At 31.3% G+C, this 23,037-nt stretch carries 26 protein-coding genes; 22 read left to right on the top strand and 4 right to left on the bottom strand.

Translation table 11 applies throughout. The annotated features are described in order from the left end of the window. Positions 1-180 precede the first annotated feature (180 nt). From Q0807_RS12595 to Q0807_RS12570, 6 genes are all read left to right on the top strand, one after another. Entirely contained in the window at positions 181-609 is a 429-nt protein-coding gene (locus tag Q0807_RS12595) for a hypothetical protein (protein WP_299110389.1), read from the top strand. Beyond that, positions 606-1,043 (top strand): hypothetical protein, encoded by a 438-nt coding sequence (locus tag Q0807_RS12590; protein ID WP_299110388.1) that lies wholly within the window; start codon positions 606-608, stop codon positions 1,041-1,043. Before Q0807_RS12595 ends, Q0807_RS12590 begins: the two co-directional genes overlap by 4 nt. Before the next feature lie 392 nt (positions 1,044-1,435). After that, positions 1,436-1,897: a peptide-methionine (R)-S-oxide reductase MsrB gene (msrB, locus tag Q0807_RS12585; protein ID WP_299110387.1), complete on the top strand. Its 462-nt coding sequence runs from the start codon at positions 1,436-1,438 to the stop codon at positions 1,895-1,897. A 15-nt stretch (positions 1,898-1,912) separates the two neighbouring features. Beyond that, positions 1,913-3,481 (top strand): YdiU family protein, encoded by a 1,569-nt coding sequence (locus Q0807_RS12580; protein ID WP_299110386.1) that lies wholly within the window; start codon positions 1,913-1,915, stop codon positions 3,479-3,481. A 91-nt stretch (positions 3,482-3,572) separates the two neighbouring features. Next, a complete protein-coding gene (gene msrA, locus Q0807_RS12575) occupies positions 3,573-4,067 on the top strand; it encodes a peptide-methionine (S)-S-oxide reductase MsrA (RefSeq protein ID WP_299110385.1) in 495 nt (164 codons plus the stop codon). A 24-nt stretch (positions 4,068-4,091) separates the two neighbouring features. Beyond that, on the top strand, positions 4,092-5,060 hold the full coding sequence (locus Q0807_RS12570; protein ID WP_299110384.1) for an aldo/keto reductase: 969 nt from the start codon (positions 4,092-4,094) through the stop codon (positions 5,058-5,060). Positions 5,061-5,091: 31 nt separating this feature from the next. Here the strand turns inward: Q0807_RS12570 and Q0807_RS12565 are convergent, their stop codons facing one another. Beyond that, complete coding sequence (locus Q0807_RS12565; RefSeq protein WP_299110630.1) at positions 5,092-6,090, bottom strand: metal-dependent hydrolase; 999 nt, start codon at positions 6,088-6,090, stop codon at positions 5,092-5,094. Between the two features lie 131 nt (positions 6,091-6,221). On the opposite strand from Q0807_RS12565, the gene Q0807_RS12560 reads away from it, so the two are divergent. From Q0807_RS12560 to Q0807_RS12550, 3 genes are all read left to right on the top strand, one after another. Then, positions 6,222-7,244: a DUF3365 domain-containing protein gene (locus Q0807_RS12560; protein ID WP_299110383.1), complete on the top strand. Its 1,023-nt coding sequence runs from the start codon at positions 6,222-6,224 to the stop codon at positions 7,242-7,244. Positions 7,245-7,257: 13 nt separating this feature from the next. After that, positions 7,258-7,551 carry a thioredoxin gene (trxA, locus tag Q0807_RS12555; RefSeq protein WP_299110382.1) on the top strand — a complete coding sequence of 98 codons (294 nt, stop codon included), beginning with the start codon at positions 7,258-7,260 and terminating at the stop codon, positions 7,549-7,551. Positions 7,552-7,674: 123 nt separating this feature from the next. Continuing rightward, on the top strand, positions 7,675-7,845 hold the full coding sequence (locus tag Q0807_RS12550) for a hypothetical protein (protein WP_299110381.1): 171 nt from the start codon (positions 7,675-7,677) through the stop codon (positions 7,843-7,845). A 67-nt stretch (positions 7,846-7,912) separates the two neighbouring features. On the opposite strand, the gene Q0807_RS12545 is transcribed toward Q0807_RS12550, so the two are convergent. From Q0807_RS12545 to Q0807_RS12535, 3 genes are read right to left on the bottom strand one after another with little or no spacing between them, the layout of a single operon-like run. Beyond that, positions 7,913-8,479, bottom strand: a complete 567-nt coding sequence (locus Q0807_RS12545; protein WP_299110380.1) for a dual specificity protein phosphatase family protein — start codon at positions 8,477-8,479, stop codon at positions 7,913-7,915. 50 nt (positions 8,480-8,529) lie between these two features. Beyond that, positions 8,530-10,632 carry a TonB-dependent receptor gene (locus Q0807_RS12540; protein ID WP_299110379.1) on the bottom strand — a complete coding sequence of 701 codons (2,103 nt, stop codon included), beginning with the start codon at positions 10,630-10,632 and terminating at the stop codon, positions 8,530-8,532. A gap of 57 nt (positions 10,633-10,689) precedes the next feature. After that, positions 10,690-11,076 (bottom strand): hypothetical protein, encoded by a 387-nt coding sequence (locus Q0807_RS12535; RefSeq protein WP_299110378.1) that lies wholly within the window; start codon positions 11,074-11,076, stop codon positions 10,690-10,692. A 191-nt stretch (positions 11,077-11,267) separates the two neighbouring features. On the opposite strand from Q0807_RS12535, the gene Q0807_RS12530 reads away from it, so the two are divergent. The 13 genes from Q0807_RS12530 (at position 11,268) to Q0807_RS12470 (ending at position 23,022) form a co-directional block, all read left to right on the top strand. Continuing rightward, positions 11,268-11,993: a peroxiredoxin gene (locus Q0807_RS12530; protein ID WP_299110377.1), complete on the top strand. Its 726-nt coding sequence runs from the start codon at positions 11,268-11,270 to the stop codon at positions 11,991-11,993. A 181-nt stretch (positions 11,994-12,174) separates the two neighbouring features. After that, complete coding sequence (locus Q0807_RS12525; protein WP_299110376.1) at positions 12,175-13,524, top strand: rhodanese-like domain-containing protein; 1,350 nt, start codon at positions 12,175-12,177, stop codon at positions 13,522-13,524. Positions 13,525-13,538: 14 nt separating this feature from the next. Continuing rightward, positions 13,539-13,994 carry an isoprenylcysteine carboxylmethyltransferase family protein gene (locus Q0807_RS12520; protein WP_299110375.1) on the top strand — a complete coding sequence of 152 codons (456 nt, stop codon included), beginning with the start codon at positions 13,539-13,541 and terminating at the stop codon, positions 13,992-13,994. A 9-nt stretch (positions 13,995-14,003) separates the two neighbouring features. After that, the gene (locus tag Q0807_RS12515; protein WP_299110374.1) at positions 14,004-14,612 is read left to right on the top strand and encodes a bifunctional 2-polyprenyl-6-hydroxyphenol methylase/3-demethylubiquinol 3-O-methyltransferase UbiG; all 609 of its coding nucleotides are present in this window, start codon (positions 14,004-14,006) and stop codon (positions 14,610-14,612) included. 67 nt (positions 14,613-14,679) lie between these two features. Beyond that, on the top strand, positions 14,680-16,011 hold the full coding sequence (locus tag Q0807_RS12510; protein WP_299110373.1) for a cytochrome ubiquinol oxidase subunit I: 1,332 nt from the start codon (positions 14,680-14,682) through the stop codon (positions 16,009-16,011). 2 nt (positions 16,012-16,013) lie between these two features. Next, positions 16,014-17,087, top strand: coding sequence for a cytochrome d ubiquinol oxidase subunit II (gene cydB / locus Q0807_RS12505; RefSeq protein WP_299110372.1), 1,074 nt, complete (start codon positions 16,014-16,016; stop codon positions 17,085-17,087). 15 nt (positions 17,088-17,102) lie between these two features. Then, on the top strand, positions 17,103-17,399 hold the full coding sequence (locus Q0807_RS12500) for a hypothetical protein (protein WP_299110371.1): 297 nt from the start codon (positions 17,103-17,105) through the stop codon (positions 17,397-17,399). Positions 17,400-17,477: 78 nt separating this feature from the next. Beyond that, complete coding sequence (locus Q0807_RS12495; protein ID WP_299110370.1) at positions 17,478-18,092, top strand: TetR/AcrR family transcriptional regulator; 615 nt, start codon at positions 17,478-17,480, stop codon at positions 18,090-18,092. Between the two features lies 1 nt (position 18,093). After that, on the top strand, positions 18,094-19,344 hold the full coding sequence (locus Q0807_RS12490) for a TolC family protein (RefSeq protein WP_299110369.1): 1,251 nt from the start codon (positions 18,094-18,096) through the stop codon (positions 19,342-19,344). A gap of 51 nt (positions 19,345-19,395) precedes the next feature. Beyond that, positions 19,396-20,292, top strand: coding sequence for an HlyD family efflux transporter periplasmic adaptor subunit (locus Q0807_RS12485; RefSeq protein ID WP_299110368.1), 897 nt, complete (start codon positions 19,396-19,398; stop codon positions 20,290-20,292). Beyond that, a complete protein-coding gene (locus Q0807_RS12480; protein ID WP_299110367.1) occupies positions 20,289-21,191 on the top strand; it encodes an ABC transporter ATP-binding protein in 903 nt (300 codons plus the stop codon). Before Q0807_RS12485 ends, Q0807_RS12480 begins: the two co-directional genes overlap by 4 nt. Beyond that, positions 21,191-21,919: an ABC transporter ATP-binding protein gene (locus Q0807_RS12475; RefSeq protein ID WP_299110366.1), complete on the top strand. Its 729-nt coding sequence runs from the start codon at positions 21,191-21,193 to the stop codon at positions 21,917-21,919. The genes Q0807_RS12480 and Q0807_RS12475 overlap by 1 nt, the downstream gene beginning before the upstream one ends. Beyond that, on the top strand, positions 21,916-23,022 hold the full coding sequence (locus Q0807_RS12470) for an ABC transporter permease (protein WP_299110365.1): 1,107 nt from the start codon (positions 21,916-21,918) through the stop codon (positions 23,020-23,022). Before Q0807_RS12475 ends, Q0807_RS12470 begins: the two co-directional genes overlap by 4 nt. Positions 23,023-23,037: the final 15 nt, after the last annotated feature.

Genomic DNA, 23,037 nt, shown 5'->3' with positions numbered 1-23,037 from the left:
TATTCCGTTAGTTCCTATAAATTTAAAAAACAAAGTCACGGTATTCCGTGATTTTTGTTTTTTGTACTTTCCTTACTTTTTATTTTAAGTTTCTGATTAACAATACTTTATAATTTTATTTTGCATTAAAAATAAATTTTGGCACACCAATTGGTATTTAGTTTTCCAAATGAAACAATTATGAGAAGCGTAATTCAATTTGATGGAATTAAATTTTGGGTAGACCAAGATATAATTCATTGTAATCTTGATTCTGTTTTCTTTAGTAAATATGAGAAGGCTAATATTGAAGAGATCTTTTATAATGCAATTCCTATTTTATCTAAAGGAACATATATGCCTTTTTTGATTAATATAGAAAATTTAGAAAGACCATGTGCTTTAAAAATATTCAATATTATATCTAAGAGTGCTCAAATAAAAAGATTAGTTCTTTCTAGAATATTTTTAGTTAACTCTATAGAATTAAAGGTAATACTCTCTCTGAATAATATAATTGTTAAACAGGTTGTACCAAACAAAATTTTTCGAGGCTATGATGCTGCGGTTAATTTTTGTAAAAATGACTATATGATTTTTAATGAAGTAAGCGAACACAGATTCTCATGAGCAAAGTAATAGGATTTAACAACGCCATTTTTTGGACAGACGATACAGAAATTCTTTATTGTGAATTTAGTAATACTGACCCAAATATTAAATTAGACGAAAAAAGTGTAGAGTCATATATTAAGGCAATTATTACATTATGTGATGGTAAACCAATGCCGTTTCTTATAGATTTAAGAGATACTTGCGGCACTTTTACTATTGCATCGGCAAAATTACTAGCTAAAAACCCAGAGCTAGTAGAGTTAAGAATTTCAGAGTCTTATCTTATTAATACCATGGGAATAAAATTATTAATTGGTTTATATAAAAGATTGTATGATCGTGTTACACCATTTGGAATATTTAAAGATTTAAATTTATCTATAGACTTTTGTCTAGACGCAAAATATAACTATGCTGCTAATAGCAACATGTTGAGACTTGCAGAATAAACGCCTTAATTTTAATTAAGGATACGTTCAGAATAAAATAGCAAACACTTAATTCATTGAGGCCCTATTAACAACCCTCTCGATGAAAGTGTTTATTAAAAGTTAAGTAAATTCTTATCCCCTAACTGAGAATTTTAACTGATACTTTTAAATAAATACTACAAGTGTCTTATAATGATGTTATTTCATTTAAGGCGTTTAAGCAAGTTCCACTTTTACACTAAAAGACCACTAAAACGATAGTTTTAGTGGTCTTTTTATTTAATAACTATTAACTACATTAAAAACCCCTTTCGTTAAATGAGTGATTAATTTAGTATTAGTTTGATACTTTTGTAGTGACTAGTAATTTTAAAGATATTATTACGTCTAAATAATTTAAAAAAAGAGCTATGTTAACTTGGAAAGATATTATCAATTTTTCGGTAAATGGAAACCCTAAACCAGATAGAAGAATTGAAAAAACGGAAGATGAATGGAGAGCTATTTTAACTCCTGAACAATTTAGAATAACACGTAAAGCTGGCACAGAAGCGCCAAACTCAGGAAGTTTATGTACAAGTTATGATGCTGGTAAATATAATTGCATTTGTTGTAATACACCCTTATTCGACTCTACTATTAAATTTAACTCAGGTACAGGTTGGCCAAGTTTTTCTCAACCAATAAAAGAAAATGCTATAAAATATATTAGAGATACAGCCTTTGGTATGGTTAGAGTAGAAGTACAATGCAATACTTGCGATGCGCATCAAGGACATGTTTTTCCTGATGGACCAGAACCAAGTGGATTGCGTTATTGTATCAATTCAGAATCAATGGTGCTTCAAACTGAAGGAGAAACTACAGAATAATTATACCAATTAATTATGGCTATAAATTTTAAGATAAACGATAGGTTTAATAAGAGTCTTCCTGCTGATAAAATTGAAGAGAACTCAAGAAGGCAGGTTAAAGAAGCATGCTTTTCTTATGTCACTCCTAAAATACCAGGAAATCCTTCATTAATTCATGTATCACCAGAAATGCTTGATAATTTAGGATTATCTGAAGCGGATGCTAAAACAGAGTCATTTTTAAACGTAGTAACAGGTGCTGAGGTAATACGAAATACAAAGCCCTATGCTATGTGTTATGCAGGTCATCAATTTGGTAATTGGGCAGGTCAATTAGGTGATGGTCGTGCTATTAATTTAACAGAAATAGAACATAATAATAAGCGTTGGGCATTACAATTAAAAGGTGCAGGTGAAACACCATATTCGCGTTCTGCAGATGGATTGGCGGTTTTACGTTCTTCTATTAGAGAATACCTTTGTAGCGAAGCTATGTATCATTTAGGTGTGCCAACAACAAGAGCATTATCCTTGAGTTTGTCTGGTGATCAGGTCTTAAGAGATGTTATGTATAATGGCAATGCAGATTATGAAAAAGGCGCCATTGTTAGTAGGGTGGCAGAATCATTTTTGAGGTTTGGGAGTTATGAGGTTTTTGCATCAAAAGGCGATGATAAAACGCTTAAAACTCTAGTAGATTATACCATTAAAAATCATTATTCAGATTTAGGCGAGCCTTCAAAATCTGTTTATATTGCTTTTATGAAAGAAGTGACCAAACGCACTATGGATATGGTAATTCATTGGCAACGTGTTGGTTTTGTTCATGGTGTAATGAATACAGATAATATGTCTATACTTGGTTTAACTATAGATTATGGACCTTACGGTTGGTTAGAAGATTATGATCAAGGTTGGACGCCGAATACAACAGATAGCACACACAAAAGGTATCGTTTTGGAACACAACCTCATATTGTACTCTGGAATTTAATTCAATTAGCAAACGCAATTTATCCCTTAGTAGGTGAGGCAGAACCATTAGAAGAAATTCTGAATAATTACCAAATAGAGGTACAATTAGAACTTCAAAACATGATGCGTTCTAAATTAGGTTTAAAACTAGAAGATAGAAATGATATTCAGCTCATTGAAGAATTAGAAAATGTTTTACAATTATCTGAAACAGACATGACCATTTTCTTTAGAAACCTCGCCAATTTAGAGAAGGATAATACACACGAATGGCAATCTGTAATAGAAAAAGCATTTTACAAACCAGAAGAAATATCAAAGACCATAAAAGAGTGTTGGTCAGCTTGGTTTAAAACGTATGAAGAACGATTAAAACTTGAATCATTATCAGATTCTGAAAGAAAATCGGAAATGAATAAAGGAAACCCTAAGTATGTGCTTCGTAATTACATGGCGCAATTAGCTATTGATGATGCAGATAAGGGCGATTATAAATTAATAGACGAATTGTTTAACCTATTAAAAAAACCTTACGATGAACAACCCAATTCTGAAAAATGGTTTGCAAAACGACCAGAATGGGCAAGACATAAAGTAGGTTGCTCTATGTTGTCTTGTAGTTCATAATAGAATAAAAATTTTATTAATTTCAGTGTAATTTATTTTAAAAAAATAGACTAATCACAAACATTACATTTAACTATAATTATATTAAAAAATGACTAATTATAAAAAAGCATATATAGCAGGAGGCTGTTTTTGGGGAATGGAAGATTTATTTAGATCACGCCCAGGAATTATAGATACCGAAGTTGGTTACCAAGGTGGTGAAAATGACAATCCTAGTTATAAATATCATCCTGGTCACGCTGAAGGTATTGAATTAACTTATGATCCAAATGTAACCTCTTTTAGAGAGATTTTAGATTACTTTTTTAGAATGCATAATCCTACAACGGTAGACCAACAAGGTAACGATAAAGGTTCTAGTTACCGTTCAGCTATTTTTTATCAGAATGAAGAGGAGAAAGAAATTGCTCAAGACATGATTAATATAGTTAATGCTTCTGGTAAATGGGATAGTAAAGTGGTGACTACTTTAGAGCCTTTTGCACCGTTTTGGCAAGCAGAAGAAAATCATCAAGACTATTTGGTGAAAAATCCAAATGGTTACACATGCCATTACTTAAGATTTGAAGAAAGTTATATTTAAAGAAAACCATCAGTCATAGAGGTATTGGAAGATTCATTAAAAGCTAAAAATATAGGACTAGGAACAGCTGCAATAGGCAGACCCGTTTATATAAATATTAAGCAAAATGCAGATAAGAAACCATTTAACTTGTCTGCATTTAAGGCAAAAGGGTTAAGGGTTCTTGAGGATGCTTATAATAAAGGTGTTAGATATTTTGATACGTCTCCAGGTTACGGATTGGCAGAACAATTATTGGTAGAATGGTTAGATAAAAAGAACGACCCAAGTATTAAGGTTTCAACAAAATGGGGTTATACTTATGTCGCAAATTTTAAGCCTGATGCCAAAGAGCACGAAATAAAAGAACATTCCTTAATTAAGCTAAATGAGCAATGGGAATATTCAAAATTATTACTACCGCATCTTAAACTCTATCAAATTCATTCGGCGACTTTAGATACAGGCGTTTTAGATAATCTTGAAGTTTTAAAACGTCTACACGAGTTAAAAAAAGAAAATAATATAACAATTGGCTTAACTACAACTGGTAATAACCAAACTGAAGTATTAGAAAAAGCGTTATCTATTGAGGTTGAAAACGAAGTGCTATTTCAATCGTATCAAAGTACGTTCAATATTCTAGATCAAAGTTTAGTAAAATATAAAGACATATTACAAAATTTATCGGGACCTTTTATTATAAAAGAAGCGTTGGCAAATGGACGGTTAATTCCAAATTCAAATTATTTTGAATATAAGAATCTCTATAATTTTATGGATCAATTAGCTAATAAATATAACGTAGGAGCAGATGCCATTGCATTAGGTTATTGTATGGCTGTTTTTCCTGAAGCATTAGTTTTAAGTGGTGCCAATAATGAAATTCATTTAGACGCAAATTTAAAAGCCATTGAGATTTCATTAACAAATTCTGAAATAGAACAATTAAGTGCTTTCGGAATTTCTAGTACTAAATATTGGCAAGAAAGAAAGCAACTTCAGTGGCAGTAATATAGAAATACGTTTTATTTTTAAGTTGAATTTAATTTCCTTTAATTCGTTCCCATAAACTACGCATCAATTGTTTGCCATCAGTTTGGGTTTTCTCTTGTTCAATAAAATTTACATTACTTGAAGCTTCTACATCTATTAAGTATTTAAATACAAAATCTTGAGAATTGGGTTCTAAACTCATTAAACCAAAACGTAAGTCATTATAATATAATTTGTCTTCAACTTGGTTAATAGTATACCAGCCTTCAGAAATGGCAATCATGCGTTTTACTTTTTCATTATTTATGAGTTTCCCTAATAATTGATGATTTTTAGGATAGGTTTCAAATGAGATATTTTTAGTATCAAAAAAGGAATAAGTACCTAATAAATAGCTGTCTTTAGTTTCTACATTAGCATTCCATAATATGGTGTTAAGAGGCGAAGGTCTGGTATCTAATTGTTGGTAGGTAATACTTTCAAATTGTAACGCATTTTCAAATTTAGAAAAGGCTATACTTTTTAGAAGAAAGGTTAAAGCTAAATAAGTGGTGCTTACTGTAAGACCTATGTTATTATAAAGTCGTCTTTTTTTAGATGTTCTTTTCTGAAACATTACTAAAATCACACATATTAAAAAAGGCAGTGTGTAAAGTGGATCTAAAACAAATATGGTTTTAAAGGCTAATCTAATATCTAAAGGCCAAAATAATTGAGTTCCCCAAGTTGTGTGTGCATCTAAAATAGGATGAGTAATCATTGCCCAGAAAAATAGCCAAGACCAACCTTTAAAGTCTTTGTATTTTTCATAGCGAGAAACAAACCAACCAAAAATAGGAGCAAAGAGTACCGAAAATATAATAGAGTGCGTAAAGCCACGATGCATGGCTAAAGCAGAAACAGTATCTGTAAAATAAGAGGCAAAAACGTCTAAGTCTGGTATTGTACCAGCAATTGCACCATATAAAATAGCTTTATTACCAACTTTTTTTCCTAAAACAGCTTCGCCTACTGCTGCACCTAAAACAATTTGAGTGAGTGAATCCATATAAGTTGTAAAAATACGTTTTCTAGAGAAGAAATGAGTTTTCAAAATTTAGGACTTCAAGCAGTTCATTGTAACAAAAGTTACGCTCAGCAATTTTATTTGTTAGTATCTTTATTTAAATACATTTAAGAATGAAAAATTTTATAGGATTACTTATGTTAGTTGCATTTTTAGTGAGTTGTAATTCAGGTAAAAAGGATAAAGACCCATACAGTAATGCAATAGATAAGACGGCTTCTGCTAAACATCCTGGTAAAAAGCTTATGGAAACCAATTGTTATATCTGTCATAGTCCAACAGCTACACAATCTAACAGAATTGGTCCTCCTATGATTGCTATTAAAAAGCATTATATGGATAGTGAAACGACTAAAGAGGAATTTGTTTCCGCTATGCAAACATGGATAAAAAATCCAAATAAAGAAGATGCTAAAATGTTTGGTGCAGTGAAACGATTTGGAGTGATGCCAAAACAAGCTTTCCCAGAGAAAACTATAGAGCAGATTGCAGATTATATGTATGATTTTGAGATTGAACAACCAGAATGGTTTGAAGACCATTTTAATGAAGAAAGAGAAAATGGTAATGGAAGAGGAATGGGTAAAGGGAATGGTAATGGCATGCGCAATGGACAAAATAAACAACAAGCTCAAACTAATTTTGAAGATTTACCATATGGTGAGCGTGGCTTAAAATATGCTTTAACGACTAAAGCGGTATTAGGCAAAAACTTAATGGGAACTATTCAGCAAAAAGGTGTTTTAGAAGCTTTAGCGTTTTGTAACGAGCAAGCATATCCTTTAACAGATAGTATGTCTGTTGTGCACCATGCAAAAATAAAACGTGTTTCTGATAAACCTAGAAACCCAAAAAATATTGCAAATTTAGAGGAGTTAAAATATATTGAAGACTTTAAAAAAACAATTGCAAATAATGAAGAACCAAAACCTCTTGTAAAAGAGTTTAATAATAATGTAAAGGTATATTACCCAATTACGACTAACACAATGTGTTTACAGTGTCACGGAAAACCAAGTGAAACACTTAACGAATTAACATTAACTAAAATTAGAAGTTTATATCCAATGGACCAAGCTATTGGTTATGATGTAAATGAAGTTAGAGGTATATGGAGTATAACTTTTGATAAATAAATATAAGTCAGGTATGAGCAAATTTTCAGAAATAATAAATCAAGAACAACCCGTTTTAGTAGACTTTTTTGCGGATTGGTGTGGACCATGTAAAATGCTGGGTCCAATTTTAAAACAAGTAAAGGATCAACTAGGCGATGATGTTGCTATTATTAAAATAGATGTTGATAAAAATCAACCGTTAGCGGCAAAATATCAAGTAAGAGGAGTCCCAACAATGTTATTATTTAAAAACGGCAAGCAAGTTTGGAGACAGTCTGGCGTTTTACAAAAAGATGACATAATTAATGTTATAAAGAATTCTTAGTCATCAGTTTTATAAAGATTAAGAAAACTAATTGTATTATGTTTTTTTTGAAATAATGATAAATATCATATTTCATTATAAGTTAAGTTGTTAATTTTACACCAAGAAATAATAAAATATAATATGATTAAATCTTCAATAGCTTTATATAGCTGGACTGGTGGAGTTGTAATGATTGCAATCTTCGCGCTAGTTTGTATTACCTTAGTTGGTATATTAATTAACTTTTTGGCTAAAGGAAAGCCTAAAGAAATGTCTGATAATATAAATGAAGAAGATAATAAAGAGAACTAAATAAGCTAATTATATATTAAGAGAGGGTGGTTCATAATTAACTACCCTCTTTTTTTTGTTGTATTATTTACTCTTTAATGTTTAATTGATTTTTAATGTTTGCAACATCAAGATTTTCTAGTAAACTAATAAGGTTTGGATATCTTTTTTCGTGATATCCAAATTCATCAATTTTAAATTCTTTTATAGCCTCTTCTTTTGTCCAATTCTCAACAATTATTCTGTAGGCTGCAATCATTACGCCTGTTCTGTCAGAGCCATGCCAACAATGAATTAAAAGTGGTTTTTCTACACTTTGTATAAGCTGTAAAATCTCAATAATATCATCTTCTATGATATACTTGGTTGCCAGAGGAATATGCTCTAATTGCAATTCTGTGTCTTCTGCTTTTTTTATATCATTACGCAACCGTCTTAGGTTAATAATTGTTTTTATTCCTGAAGTTTCTAATTCTTTAAAGCCAGATTTACTCGGCTGCTCAGAACGGTAAATAGAGTCATTAATACTATACAAGTTGCTGAAGTATTTAGATTCAATTTCAACATAACTATTTTCTTGTTCAGTATTGTTTTTATTCTGGCCATAGCCAAATGAGACAAAAAACATACTTATTAATACTAGTCTGATCATCATTTTATAATTAGGTGGTATAGCTTAAAAACTATACCACCAAGTTTTTAATTTTAAAAAGCATATTGTAAAAAAGCAGAAAAATTTCTACCTGGTTCCGTAATTGGAGTTCTTCCAAACTCTGATTGATTGGTAAACGAAAAGTTTAAATGATTATTATAACTCTTATCAAAGGCATTAATAACAGCCACACCTAAAGTTAGATTATGTATCGGTTTTAATCCTAATCTCACATCCATAGTTTGATAGCCATCGGTTTTTGTCTCTCCAAAGCTTTGTGAGATTCTATTTTGCTTGGCTACAATATTGTACTGAATGTTCGCCCAAAATTTAGTTTTTTCAAATCCCAAAACAAATCGTGTTGTAAAAGGAGGTGTTAATGGTAACGATTCGTTTAAATCTTGATTTCTAGAATAGACATAAGAAAATTCTGATTTCAGAAAATAATCATCCATAAAATCTAATTGTCCCATAACTTCAACGCCAGTTTTATAAGCATCATTAAGATTTCTAAATACTTTTGGGTTTGTTGGGTCTAAGGAAGGATTGAATTTTCGAGTTAAGTTTTCATCTACAATCCCAACAATATAATTTTCTAGGAATGAATAATATAAGGAAGTTTCATATTTAAAATAATTGAAACCATTATTCAATTTTGTATTCCCTTTAAATCCTATTTCAAATTGATTGTTAACTTCAGCTTTTAAATCCGGATTCCCTATATATTCATAAGGGTCTTGGCCTACAGTAAAGTGATTTATAAAACGTTCTATCATATTAGCAGAACGTACACCACGGCCATAAGCTGCTTCTAAAGTAAAATTATCTGAAACTCTATGTTTTACAGAAACTGTTCCGCTAACGTTGTGTTCTGTTCGTTTTTCTAAATTATACATTTCAGCAAAATCTTCTTCCGGATCTTGTATGTCTGCAGTAACATTATCATAACGCATACCGGCAGTTAGTATCGTTTTAGGATTAATATTATATTTTAGTTCTGTAAACACACCAATATCTGTAATATAAGAATCTTGCCAAACCTTATCATTGAACTCTATTGGGCTAGATAAAGGATTACCATTCATTATTTTTACTAATCGTGTTCTGTCACCATCTCTTGCAATATGCATGGCATCTAATCCCGAAAAGATATTTAGTTTTTCAAAAGGTTTCCAATTGAGTTCTATTTTTCCTCCAGTTGTCACAGCATCAACGGCAGAAGCAGCTTCCATCATCATAAAAGAAGTTCTTTTGTCATTGGTCATTAAATGGTCTACGTAACTGTAATACGCTTTTGCTGTTAATGATTTTAAGGTTTTACTGATATGGTCTAATGAATAATCTAGCGAAATAATACTGCTGTTATCATATTCGGTATCCATTGGTAATGCGGCATGCAAGACATCGCGACCAAAAGATTGTCGCCAATGCGCTTGCAAGCGTTGATCTTTAGAAAAATTATAACCTATTTTAAGTCCGTAATCAGTGCTTCTAAATGACGAAGGGATTTCAGTACCATCACCATCTTCATAATTACCAAAGTCTCTGTATCCAGCATTTGCAACAATATCGTATTTGTCCTTTATATATTGAAGTTGTACTAAATTAACCAAAGAGTTACCATTGCTTTCATAGCCACCAGAAACTTTACCATGTAAACCATAATCCTCAAAATCTGGCTTTTGAGTAACGAGATTTACAATACCTCCAAAAGTAGCACCATATCTTACTGTGTATGGTCCTTTAATGATTTCAATTTTAGAAATTTCTTCAGGAATTATATGTGTGGTAATGGGATCCATTCGGTTAGGACAAGCATGCATGGCTTTTGTGCCACCATCGTATTGAATATTAAGTTGTTCGTATTGTGCACCTCTAAAAGAAGGATCTATGGCATAATTTCCTCTTTTAATTACCGAAAACCCGTTGATGTTATTAAATAAATCGGCAACGTTTTTAGGTTGTACAATTTTCTCTTCATATTTATTAGCAACAACAGTTAGTACTGGATCCGTTTTTAAATTACCAGTAACTATAACTGAATTGAGTTTTGTTATTTTTTGTTTGGTGGTATCTTTTTTTGTCTCTTTTTTTTCTTGACCATAAGATACAGTCGTAATTAGGGCACATAGAAGTGCTCTATAAATTGTTTTCATATTATAAGTGTAATTTATTTATCTTAAAAGAATTTGGTAGTGATGACTACTTTATAATTAAGAATAAATCACTTTTGGAGGATGAAAACAGCTATTAATGTTTTTAAATGAATAGTGATTAATATAAAAAGAAACGTCATTTTTTTTGAGCTTAACTGTCTTAATACATACAAAGTTGATTATAGGATTTGGATAGTAAATGAGTTCTTTAAAATCAATAATGCTTTCTGGAGTATTTTGATCACTATTTTGAGATTCAGCAACTTTCATTAATTGGCATTTTCCATTACAATGCATTTCGGGTTTGTCTTTGTTCTCACATAGATTTTCTACAAATCCTATTGGATCTAATTCGTAATATGCATAAGTCAATGAAGCTTTTGTACTATTGAAAATAATCAATAATAAAAAGAATAGTACAAAAACGTGTTGACAAATCTTCATATATAAATATAGAATAGCCCTTTAATTTACAGACTGACCTTAGTCATTGACTTTAATTTGAATAAAAACTAATTTTAGTGTCAAATATCAAAGTTCACTATAAAAAAGTCTTGAGAAGGTAACTTTAGTTACATAGTTAAAAACTATTGAAATGTATATTTGTTATAAATTAATTAAATACTTTTAAAATTATGAATACAACAGAATCAATAAAAGAAGATCAATCATTTTCAATGCCAAGAATTGGAGATAAAGCACCAGAATTTGCAGCGGTAACAACGCAAGGAAATATTAATTACCCTTCTGACTATAAAGGGAAATGGTCAATATTGTTTAGTCATCCAGCAGATTTTACACCAGTTTGTACATCTGAGTTTATGACATTTGCACATTTGGAAGAAAAATTTGAAAAGGCCAATTGTAGCCTTATTGGTTTATCTATTGATGGTCTTTACAGTCATATTGCATGGTTAAGAACTATTAAGGACAAGATTGAGTTTAATGGTATGAAAAACATAGAAGTTAAGTTTCCTTTAATTGAGGATATTTCTATGGAAGTTGCCAAAAAGTATGGTATGATTCAACCAGGAGAAAGCAAAACACAAGCCGTAAGAGCTGTCTTTTTTGTTGATCCGAATGAAGTAGTTAGAGCTATTATTTATTACCCATTAAGTTTAGGACGTAATTTCGATGAGCTATACAGAGCATTAATTGCAATGCAGACTTCAGATAAATTTAATGTAGCTACACCTGCAGATTGGAATCCTGGAGATGATGTTATTGTATCGCCTGCAGGTTCTTGTGGTGTAGCAGAGGAACGCATGAGTTCTACTGAAGGTTTAGATTGTAAAGATTGGTTTTTCTGTACTAAAAAGTTAGATAAAAATTTAGTTTTAAACGAAATCCTTGAAAAGTAAAATACAGATTAGGTTAAGGAAAAAGCCTCAATTTGAGGCTTTTTCTAAATCAAAGCATTTAGGATTTTTAGATACTTTAAGTTATATTTATATGAAACTATATTTTATAGAAATAGAACAATCATAATTAAAGAAAACGATTTAAAGTTGAAATTCTAAAGCATAAAAAAATAGAATTATTATGAAAGTTATACAATTTGAAGATAAACCATTAGCACATTATTCATACGCTATTATTAGTGGTAAAGAAATGGCTTTGGTAGATCCAGCCAGAGACCCTAAACCTTATTATCAATTAGCAGAAAAGCATGATGTAAAAATTATAGCGGTTTTTGAGACGCATCCGCATGCCGATTTTGTGAGCAGTCATTTACAGATACATAAAGAAACTGGTGCAAAAATTTATGTGAGTAAATTAGTAGGCGCCAACTATCCTCACCAAGCCTTTGATGACGGTAATTCCATTACTATAGGAAAGTCTAAGTTTTCTGCTATTAATTCACCTGGTCACTCACCAGATAGTATAACCATAATTGCAGTAGATGAAAATAATCATCATGCTATGTTTTCTGGAGACACCTTATTTATTGGTGATGTAGGACGACCAGATTTAAGAGAAAAAGCGGGCAACATGAAAGCTAAAAGAGAGGAATTAGCAGAAAGTATGTACCATACAATGCAACATAAATTTAATCATTTACCAGACGCAACAATAGTTTATCCAGCGCATGGAGCAGGTTCATTGTGTGGTAAAAATATGAGTACAGATTCTCAAAGTACTTTAGGTAGAGAAAGAAAAGAAAATTGGGCATTTAAAAAGCTATCAGAAGCACAATTTATTAGTCATATTTTAAAAGACCAACCATTTATTCCATCGTATTTTGGTTTTAATGTAGATATAAATAAAAATGGTGCCGAAAACGTTCAAATGAGTATTGCGAAACCAACATTTCAATTTAAAGTAGATAGCTCTGATTTTGGAAATACTGTGGTTGTTGATGTAAGAAATAAAGACGATTTTAATAACAATCATTTGCCTAATAGTATCAATATAATTGCAGAAACGGACGATGATAAATTTGAAACTTGGTTAGGTTCCATAGTAAAGCCAGAAGAATCTTTTTACTTGGTAATACAATCTATAGATAATCGCGAAACAACGTTAAATCGTGTTGCTAAAATAGGTTACGAAAAGCAACTAAAAGGTGTAATAACGTTAGATGCACTTAATTTTGAAAAATCGAAAGAACTTAATATAGGTGAATTCAAAAACCATTTAGATAAATATACCATAGTTGATATTAGAAATAGAAGTGAAGTAGAAGCAGGTCAGGTTTTTGATTCCGCGATTTCTATTCCTTTAAATGAATTACGAGATAGTAAAAATGAAATCCCAACAGATAAACCAATAGTAGTACATTGTGCAGGTGGTTACAGAAGTGCAGCAGGCCGAAGTATAATTTCTAATCTTATAGAAAAAGTACCTGTTTATGATTTAGGCGATGATGTCGCAAGATTTAAAAAACAATAAGAAGAACTTATAATTTGAATATATCAGGAAAACCAACTATAAAGGACTATACATTTGTAAGTATTCAGCTTGTACTATTTTTAGTATATGTTTTACCAGTTGAATTGCTCGCTTTAAATGTTGCCGAATGGTTGAGGTATTCTGGTTTAGTGGTGGCAATTTCAGGTCTCGTTATAGGGATTATTGCGTTGTTGCAAATAAACACTAAGATTTCACCATTCCCAACACCAGTATTAAAAAGTGAACTTATAACAAATGGTGCTTTTTCAATTTCAAGACATCCTATTTATATGAGTATTTTAGCAATAACATTGGGATATGCTGTATTTGAAGCCTCTCTATTTAAATTTATAATATTCTTATTGTTGTGGCTTCTTTTTTATTTTAAATCTAAATATGAAGAACAATTATTAGTAGATAAATTTCCGCAATATTCAAACTATCAACAAAAAACAAGACGATTTATTTAAGACTAAACTATGAAGAACAATCCAGCAGATTTTTGGAACGAGCGTTTTGGTAAAGAAGAATTTATTTATGGCACAGAGCCAAATCAATTTTTTAAAGAGCAATTGCAAAATTTAGAAATAGGAACGTTGCTTTTACCTGCGGAAGGTGAAGGTCGTAATGCTGTATATGCAGCCACTCAAGGTTGGGAAGTCTCGGCTTTTGATATCAGTGAGCAAGGAAGAGTAAAAGCAATGCTTTTGGCTAAGCAGCACAATGTTAATATCAACTATGAAATTGCAAGTGTGTTAGATTATACAAGTGATAAACAATTTGATGTCATTGCATTTTGCTACACTCATTTTCCAATAGATATCCGTAAAACAGCGCATAAACAAATGTTACAACTATTAAAAAAAGGCGGAACAATTATTTTTGAAGCGTTTGCAAAAGCCCAATTGAATAACGATTCTGGTGGACCTAAAAATGAGGCTATGCTATTTTCGATAGATGAAGTGAAGGAAGAATTTACCGGATTAGATTTTAAAATATTAGAAGAAAAAACAATAGAACTCTCAGAAGGCGAATTTCATAAAGGAAAGGCAGAAGTTATTAGATTTGTAGGTGTTAAATATGAATAAATTGTAACTATTGTAACACAATAAACCTTTCAAAATCGATAACTTTGAATTATCCAAAATAAGATATATGGAAGACATGATTTTCTACGATAGGTTGCAGTTCGCATTTACTATCACTTTCCACTACATATTTCCACAATTAACCATGGGATTATCTTTATTGATTGTCTTTTTTAAGTGGAAATACCTCAGAAATAACATCGAAAAATATAATAATGCAGCAAAATTTTTAATGAAAATTTTTGCTATTAACTTTACCATGGGAGTTGTTACAGGGATTCCAATGGAATTTCAATTCGGTACCAATTGGGCAAAGTTTTCAGAACTCACAGGCGGCATTATTGGTCAGACTCTAGCTATGGAAGGCATGTTCTCTTTCTTCTTGGAATCCTCGTTTTTAGCATTGTTCATTTTTGGTGAAAAATTAATGGGACAAAAGCTTCATTTCTTAACTGGGTTCCTGGTGTTTTTAGGTTCTTGGGCAAGTGGTTGGTTTATTTTAGCAACAAATGCTTGGATGCAACACCCTGTTGGTTATGAAATTTTAGACAATGGTAAATTTGTTTTAGAAAACTTCTCAGCACTGTTTAGTAACCCTTGGTTATTACCAGCATTTTTGCATAATCAATTAGCTTCTGTAGTAACATCTTCTTTCGTTGTAGCAAGTATTGGTGCTTTTTATATTTTAAGAAATAAGCATAGTGAATATGGAAAACTGTTTCTAAAAACAGGTGTTATTTTCGGATTAGTTTCTAGTGTTTTAGTTGCTTTTCCAACAGGAGATTGGAATGCTAAAAATGTAGCAAAACATCAACCAGGTGCATTTGCTGCAATGGAAGGTATTTTTGAAACGGAACATGCAGGAGCAGAAATTGTGCTTATCGGTCAACCTAATATGGTCGATAAAAAATTAGATAACAAAATTGCAGTTCCTAATATATTGAGCTTTCTAACGTATCAAGAATGGGATAAACAAATTCCTGGTATGGATCAGTTTGAAGAAGATGAATTACCAGATAACATTCCTGCATTATACTATTCTTATCATATAATGGTTGGTTTGGGCACCATTTTTATAGGTGTTATGGCTTTAGCGCTTTTCTTTTTATGGCGAAAAAAACTATATACTATAAAACCATTACTTTGGACCATTATGTTTTTGGTGCCATTTCCATATATAGCAAATCTTACAGGTTGGTACACAGCAGAATTAGGCAGACAACCGTATTTAGTTTACGGTTTACTGAGAACAAGCGATGGTATTTCGCCAACAGTGTCTTCTGGTAATACCTTATTTACTTTACTTGGTTTTGTTGCTTTATATATGCTATTAGGCCTTTTATTTTTAGTCTTAGTTGGTAAAACTATTAACCAAGGTCCAACACCTCAAAAACATTAATTATGGAATTATTTTGGTACATAGCAATAGGCATTGTTTTAGCAGTATTTTTTGTTTTAGATGGTTATGATTTTGGTGCAGGAATCATTCATTTATTCTTTGCAAAGGAAGAAAAAGATAAAGAAGTCATTACAAAATCAGCTGGTCTATTTTGGGATTCTAATGAGGTTTGGTTAGTGGCAGCAGGAGGAATGCTTTTTATGGCGTTCCCTACATTTTATGCGTCTGTTTTTAGTGGATTTTATTTGCCATTAATAATCGTTTTATGGCTTATTGTTTTTAGAGCAATTGGTTTAGAGTTTAGAGGACAGTTTAAATACCAAATGTGGAAAGATATTTGGGATAAATCCTTTGGTGTTTCTAGTTTATTATTAGCCTTGTTTTTCGGCATCGCGTTAGGTAATATCGTGAGAGGTGTAAACTTAGGAAGTGTTGAAAATGGAGTTTCTGCTCACGAAGGTCATTATTTCTTCTTACCATTATGGGATGGTAGTTTTAGTCCATTAACAGAACATCCTGGTGTTATAGATTGGTTTACAATTATTATAGGCTTAATAGCTGTGGTAACGCTTGCAATTCATGGTGCCAATTGGATAATTCTAAAAACAAACTCATCTATAAACAATAAGCTTAAAGGTGTTATTTTTAAATTAAATATAGCACTCGCAGTTCTTACTGTTTTTTCCTTAATTGTTTGGCTATACGTGAATCCTAATTCTTTAGATAATTTTAGTCAAAAACCTTATTTATTGGTGTTTCCTGTGATTTATTTAACAGGATTGATTGGGCTCTTTTTTATTAAAAAAATCAAAAAAGATAGTCATGCTTTTGCATTGTCATCGCTATTAATTATTGGTGGAATTGCATCATCACTAGCGTCTTTATTTCCTGTAATATTACCATCAGTTAATGATGTGCACGAGCATCTAACTATTTATAATACGTCTGCGTCAGAATATGGTTTATCTGTGGCTTTAACTTGGGGAATTATTGGGTTTGCCTTAATTGTAGTTTACTTTATTATACAAAAAAGATTGATGAGCGGAAAAATTGATAACATGGACTATGGCCATTAGAATATTCATACTATAATGACAGGTACATTAATTTCATTAATCAGTATTGTAATTGGAATAATTTCTGCTATTATATTTGGTAAGTTTTATGAAAAGTACACTTTCGGTTTTAAGGGGAATACTTTGATTGGTGTCTTTGGAAGTGTCTTATTAATTAAAACTTTCGGAAGATTAGGCTTTGACCCTTGGTCTATTATGAATGATGGTGATTTTGATGCTTTTCGTTTAGCAATCAACTTTTTAGTGTCTGCATTAGGTGGCGTTTTAGGACTGATGCTCGCAAAAAAGATATATTTGAAGTTGAATAAATAATTAAAAATAATCGAACAGATTGATGTTCGATTATTTTTTGTAAATTTGTTAACCAGTTGGTTAAACCGTTTAGTTGATGTGAAGAAAACAAAAGACGAAAATACAGAAGTTCAAATATTAGAGGCCGCAAAAAATGTATTTCAATCTAAGGGAATGGATGGCGCACGCATGCAAGAAATTGCGGATATAGCAGGTATTAACAAAGCCATGCTTCATTATTACTACAGAAATAAACAGTTGTTGTTTGAAGCCGTTTTCAATAATGCGTTTTCATTATTGGCACCGCAATTAAATACCATCTTAAATGACGATTCATCTATTGAAAAGAAGATAAGAAACTTCACCTCTAACTATATATCTTTTATGGATAAGCATCCTTATTTACCAGCATTTGTAATACAAGAATTGAATAGAAATCCGGAGTTTATTTTAAAAATGAAAAACAATCTAGGGTTTCCAAATATTGAAAAGTTTAAAATACAAGTTAACCAAGAAGTTAAAGACGGTATTCTAAAACCAATTAGTGCAGAGCAATTATTCATGAATATTATGGCATTAAATGTATTTCCATTTGTAGCCAAACCTTTGCTTATGGCATTTACTAATACAGGTGATGAAGACTACAATAAACTCATAGAAAAACGAAAAACTGAAGTTGCAGACTTTATTATAAATTCTATAAAGAACTTTTAAGATGAAACAGTTATCAATAGTTTTAGCAATGGTATTTACACTAGTAAGTTCAGCTCAGCAAAGCTTAACTTTAGAGGAGTGTTATAATTTGGTAACAGAAAATTATCCGTTAGCAAAGCAATCTGTACTTTTTGAATCGCAAAACAAGCTAGATAAAGAAGCGATTTCAACATTAAAATTACCACAATTAAATTTTGATGCTCAAGCCACATATCAATCGGATGTTATTGAGTTTCCATTGGCAATGGCTGGAATTGAACCTTTAAATAAAGACCAATATAGAGCGACATTGTCGGTGAATCAATTGATTTATAACGGAGGAATAACAGATGCGACATTAAATCTAAAATCGGCTCAGTTAAAAACGAAACAGAAACAAGTTGAAGTCAGTTTATATCAATTAAAACAACAAATCAATCAACTCTATTTTTCTATTTTACTTGCTCAAGAATCTGAATTATTATTAAATGTAAAAAAAGAACAATTAGAAGCCAAACTAAAAGAAGTACAATCAGGTATTAAATATGGCGTGGTTTTACCAACGTCAGATAAAGTTTTGGAGGCCGAATTATTAAAAATAAATCAACAATTTAAAGAGCTTCAAAGTAATAAAAGAACACTCATTCATTCCCTTTCTAGTTTAATTAGTCAGCCTATAAACATTTCGATAGTATTAAAAAAGCCTTTAATAGAAACTGAAATTGAAACTGAATTAAAAAGACCAGAACTAGACTTATTTCAACTTAAAAAAGAAGAAATCGAAAATTCAGAAAGTCTTTTATCTAAGCAAAATACACCAAAACTATTAGGCTTTGCAACAGGTGGTTATGGTAATCCAGGTTTAAATATGCTCGATAATTCGTTTCAAGCATTTTATACTACTGGTATCAAATTAAACTGGAATGTTTTCGATTGGAATGCCAACAAAAAGCAACGTCAATCTTTAGTTATCAATAAAGAAATTGTAGATAATGAAACTGAGATTTTTAAACTTAATACAAACATCGAATTAAATGAACAACAAAACCAAATAGAGAAAATTGAAAGTTTTATCACTTCAGACTTAGAGATTATAAACCTTAGAAAAGAGGTTTTGAAATCGGCAGATTCTCAGCTTAAAAATGGCGTTATAACATCATCCGCTTACATTACAGAACTCACCAATTTATACGAAGACGAAAATATATTGATAAAACATAGAATTCAATTACAACTAGCAAAAGCAAATTACAACATCATTAAAGGACAATAAAATCTGCGAACATCTGTGGAATCTGCGGGAACATAATAATAAAGATTAGCCATGAAAAATTACAAATACATATTAGGATTAGCTATAGTTGCAGTAAACCTATTTTCCTGTAACAGCGACAACGGAAAAGCAGATGGCTACGGTAACTTCGAAGCCACAGAAATTACCATTTCAGCGGAAAACAACGGAAAATTGATGCAGTTTAATCTTGAAGAAGGTGATATACTTCAAAAAGAACAATTTATTGGTTACATTGATACCATTCAATTCGCCTTAAAACGTGAACAATTACAAGTTTCTAAAGCTGTAATTAGTTCAAAGTCAAAAGGAGTTCTATCTCAAATAAGCGTATTGAATTCAAGATTAAAAACAGCAAACACCAACAAAAAAAGAGCTAAAAACCTGATAAAGGACAACGCAGGAACACAAAAACAATTAGATGATGTTTCCGGCGAAATCGATGTGATTAGAAATCAAATTAGAAGTGTTGAAATTCAAAACGCACCAGTTGTAAATGAATTGAAATCTATAGATGTACAATTAAAACAAATTGACGACCAAATTGAAAAAAGTAAAATCATTAACCCAATAAAGGGTACCGTTTTAACCAAATACGCGGAACCAAACGAAATTAAAGCTTTTGGAAAACCTCTTTATAAAATTGCCGATTTAACAACGATGCAATTACGTGTTTATATAAGTGAAACGCAATTAGCAAATATTAAAATAGGGCAAGAAGTAACTGTTAAAATTGATGATGCCGATACAATGAAATCCTATAAAGGAACGATTAGCTGGATAGCTTCAGAAGCAGAATTCACTCCAAAAATTATTCAAACAAAAGAAGAGCGTGTTGCATTAGTTTATGCTGTAAAAGTAGACGTTCAAAATGATGGAAGTTTAAAAATTGGAATGCCTGCAGAACTATGGCTAAATACAGCAGAATGAGTATCACAGTTTCTAACATATCAAAATCTTACAAAAGTGTAAAAGCTTTAGAGAACATTTCTTTTAATGTAAAGGAAGGTGAACTCTTTGGACTTATTGGTCCTGATGGTTCAGGAAAAACAACGTTGTTTAGAATTCTAACAACCCTCTTAATTGCTAATGAAGGTTCTGCTACTGTTGCTGATTTTGATGTAGTTGCAGACTATAAAAAGATTCGGAATAATGTGGGCTATATGCCAGGAAAATTTTCTCTCTATCAAGATTTAACGATTGAAGAAAATTTAGAGTTTTTTGCCACAATCTTCGGAACAACCATTGAAGAAAACTACGATTTAATTAAAGATATTTATGTTCAAATAGAACCTTTTAAAGACCGTAGAGCAGGAAAACTGTCTGGTGGAATGAAGCAGAAATTAGCGTTGTGTTGTGCATTAATACACAAACCAAAAGTGCTGTTTTTAGATGAGCCTACCACAGGTGTTGATCCCGTTTCTAGAAAAGAGTTTTGGGAGATGCTAAAACGTTTGCAACAAAAAGGTATAACCATTCTAGTTTCTACGCCTTACATGGATGAAGCTGCTTTGTGTGACAGAATTGCATTGATTCAAGACGGTAAAATTTTACAGATAGATACACCTCAAGCCATTGTAAAGCATTATCCAAAACAGATTTTTAACGTTCGTGCAAATAATACGTACCAACTCATTAATAGTTTAAAGGCTTACGAACACAATCATAGTGTGTATCCTTTTGGTGAGTTTGTGCATTATACTGATAAGAGAGCAGATTTTGAACGAGAAGATTTAATTCAATATTTAGAATCAGAAAATTTATCCGATATAGAAATCGAAAAAACATTACCAACCATTGAAGATACTTTTATGGAATTAGCTAAATAATGAAAAAAGAAAACGTCATAGAGGCCCAAAACTTAACCAAAATGTTTGGTGATTTTACAGCAGTAAACGCCATTTCTTTTGAAGTTAAAAAAGGCGAAATTTTCGGATTCTTAGGTGCAAATGGCGCAGGAAAAACAACTGCTATGAAAATGCTTATTGGGATTTCGAAACCAACATCAGGAAAAGCCAATGTTGCAGGTTTTGATGTGTTTACTAATGCAGAAGACATCAAGAAAAATATTGGTTACATGAGTCAGAAGTTTGCGCTGTATGACGATTTAACTGTTAAAGAAAATATTACATTTTTTGGTGGTATTTATGGGTTATCTAGAAAACAAATCAAAGAAAAATCTAATAATTTAATTGAAGCGTTAGGCTTAGAAGAAGTCGCAAATAAACTCGTAGGTGCTTTACCATTAGGCTGGAAACAAAAACTATCCTTTTCAGTGGCTTTGCTTCATGATCCTAAAATTGTTTTTTTAGATGAACCAACAGGAGGTGTTGACTCGATTACGAGACGCCAATTTTGGGAAATGATTTACAAAGCTGCAAACCAAGGAACAACCGTTTTTGTTACCACACATTACATGGATGAAGCCGAATATTGCGACCGGGTTTCTATAATGGTAAATGGTAAGATTGAAGCATTAGATACACCTAAAAAACTTAAGCAACAATTTAAAGTTGCTAATATGAATGATGTGTTTTTAAAACTAGCTAGAGGATGAAAAGATTCATAGGTTTCATAAAAAAAGAATTCTATCACATTTTTAGAGATAGACGCTCATTGTTTATTCTCTTTGGTATGCCAATAGCTCAGATAATGCTATTTGGTTTCGCTATTACTAATGAAATAAACAATGTAGATATTGCTGTTTTAGACCATTCAAAAGACGCAACAACAAAAGAAATTATTAATAAAATTTCAGTTTCAAAATACTTTAGTATCAATCAATTTATTGATAGAGAATCAGATATTGAAACTATTTTCAAAAAAGGAAAAGTAAAAGCAGTTTTAAATTTCGAAACAGGTTTCAGTAAAAAGCTAATCACAAATCATAAAGCAACTATACAGATTATTACTGATGCTACAGACCCAAATACAGCAAATACAATAAGTAATTATGTCAATGCGATTCTTCAGAAATATCAAAAAGGATTGAATGAAGACATCACAATCGCCTATCAAATTGTACCACAAACCAGAATGGTTTATAATCCAGAATTAAAAAGTGTGTACATGTTTGTTCCTGGTGTAATGACTATCATTTTAATGCTCGTTTCCGCAATGATGACTTCTATTTCTATTACAAGAGAAAAGGAATTAGGAACCATGGAAATCCTTTTAGTGTCACCTATAAAACCAATTCAAGTTATTGTTGGTAAAGTGTTTCCATATATTTTTCTGTCTATTATAAACGCCATCGTCATTGTAGTTTTAAGCATATTTATATTTAAAATGCCAGTGCAAGGAAGCTTGTTTTTATTAGCTTTTGAAAGTGTTTTATTCATAATCACAGCATTAGCTTTAGGGATTTTAATCTCAACAATTTCTGCAACACAGCAAACAGCAATGATGATTTCTTTAATGGGATTAATGCTACCTGTAATTCTATTATCAGGTTTTATTTTTCCAATATCAAGCATGCCTTTACCATTACAAGTGATTAGTAACATCATTCCTGCAAAATGGTTTATCATCATCATAAAAGGGATTATGCTAAAAGGAGTAGGGGTACAATATCTATGGAAAGAAACCTTGATTTTAGTAGGAATGACTATCTTTTTTATTGGATTAAGTGTGAAGAAATATAAAATACGATTAGAGTAAATAGAAATAAGTTGT

The sequence above is a fragment of the uncultured Winogradskyella sp. genome, from assembly GCF_947495255.1.
Lineage (GTDB): Bacteria > Bacteroidota > Bacteroidia > Flavobacteriales > Flavobacteriaceae > Winogradskyella.
The sequence above is the reverse complement of the archived record's forward strand: the minus strand, read 5'-3'. Positions and strand labels throughout refer to the sequence as shown.

Coding starts and splice junctions, on each gene's coding strand:
- Q0807_RS12595 (WP_299110389.1), top strand. CDS start 181: ATGAGAAGCGTAATTCAATTTGATGGAATTAAATTTTGGGTAGACCAA.
- Q0807_RS12590 (WP_299110388.1), top strand. CDS start 606: ATGAGCAAAGTAATAGGATTTAACAACGCCATTTTTTGGACAGACGAT.
- msrB (WP_299110387.1), top strand. CDS start 1,436: ATGTTAACTTGGAAAGATATTATCAATTTTTCGGTAAATGGAAACCCT.
- Q0807_RS12580 (WP_299110386.1), top strand. CDS start 1,913: ATGGCTATAAATTTTAAGATAAACGATAGGTTTAATAAGAGTCTTCCT.
- msrA (WP_299110385.1), top strand. CDS start 3,573: ATGACTAATTATAAAAAAGCATATATAGCAGGAGGCTGTTTTTGGGGA.
- Q0807_RS12565 (WP_299110630.1), bottom strand. CDS start 6,090: ATGGATTCACTCACTCAAATTGTTTTAGGTGCAGCAGTAGGCGAAGCT.
- Q0807_RS12560 (WP_299110383.1), top strand. CDS start 6,222: ATGAAAAATTTTATAGGATTACTTATGTTAGTTGCATTTTTAGTGAGT.
- trxA (WP_299110382.1), top strand. CDS start 7,258: ATGAGCAAATTTTCAGAAATAATAAATCAAGAACAACCCGTTTTAGTA.
- Q0807_RS12550 (WP_299110381.1), top strand. CDS start 7,675: ATGATTAAATCTTCAATAGCTTTATATAGCTGGACTGGTGGAGTTGTA.
- Q0807_RS12545 (WP_299110380.1), bottom strand. CDS start 8,479: ATGATGATCAGACTAGTATTAATAAGTATGTTTTTTGTCTCATTTGGC.
- Q0807_RS12540 (WP_299110379.1), bottom strand. CDS start 10,632: ATGAAAACAATTTATAGAGCACTTCTATGTGCCCTAATTACGACTGTA.
- Q0807_RS12535 (WP_299110378.1), bottom strand. CDS start 11,076: ATGAAGATTTGTCAACACGTTTTTGTACTATTCTTTTTATTATTGATT.
- Q0807_RS12530 (WP_299110377.1), top strand. CDS start 11,268: ATGAATACAACAGAATCAATAAAAGAAGATCAATCATTTTCAATGCCA.
- Q0807_RS12525 (WP_299110376.1), top strand. CDS start 12,175: ATGAAAGTTATACAATTTGAAGATAAACCATTAGCACATTATTCATAC.
- Q0807_RS12515 (WP_299110374.1), top strand. CDS start 14,004: ATGAAGAACAATCCAGCAGATTTTTGGAACGAGCGTTTTGGTAAAGAA.
- Q0807_RS12510 (WP_299110373.1), top strand. CDS start 14,680: ATGGAAGACATGATTTTCTACGATAGGTTGCAGTTCGCATTTACTATC.
- cydB (WP_299110372.1), top strand. CDS start 16,014: ATGGAATTATTTTGGTACATAGCAATAGGCATTGTTTTAGCAGTATTT.
- Q0807_RS12500 (WP_299110371.1), top strand. CDS start 17,103: ATGACAGGTACATTAATTTCATTAATCAGTATTGTAATTGGAATAATT.
- Q0807_RS12490 (WP_299110369.1), top strand. CDS start 18,094: ATGAAACAGTTATCAATAGTTTTAGCAATGGTATTTACACTAGTAAGT.
- Q0807_RS12485 (WP_299110368.1), top strand. CDS start 19,396: ATGAAAAATTACAAATACATATTAGGATTAGCTATAGTTGCAGTAAAC.
- Q0807_RS12480 (WP_299110367.1), top strand. CDS start 20,289: ATGAGTATCACAGTTTCTAACATATCAAAATCTTACAAAAGTGTAAAA.
- Q0807_RS12475 (WP_299110366.1), top strand. CDS start 21,191: ATGAAAAAAGAAAACGTCATAGAGGCCCAAAACTTAACCAAAATGTTT.
- Q0807_RS12470 (WP_299110365.1), top strand. CDS start 21,916: ATGAAAAGATTCATAGGTTTCATAAAAAAAGAATTCTATCACATTTTT.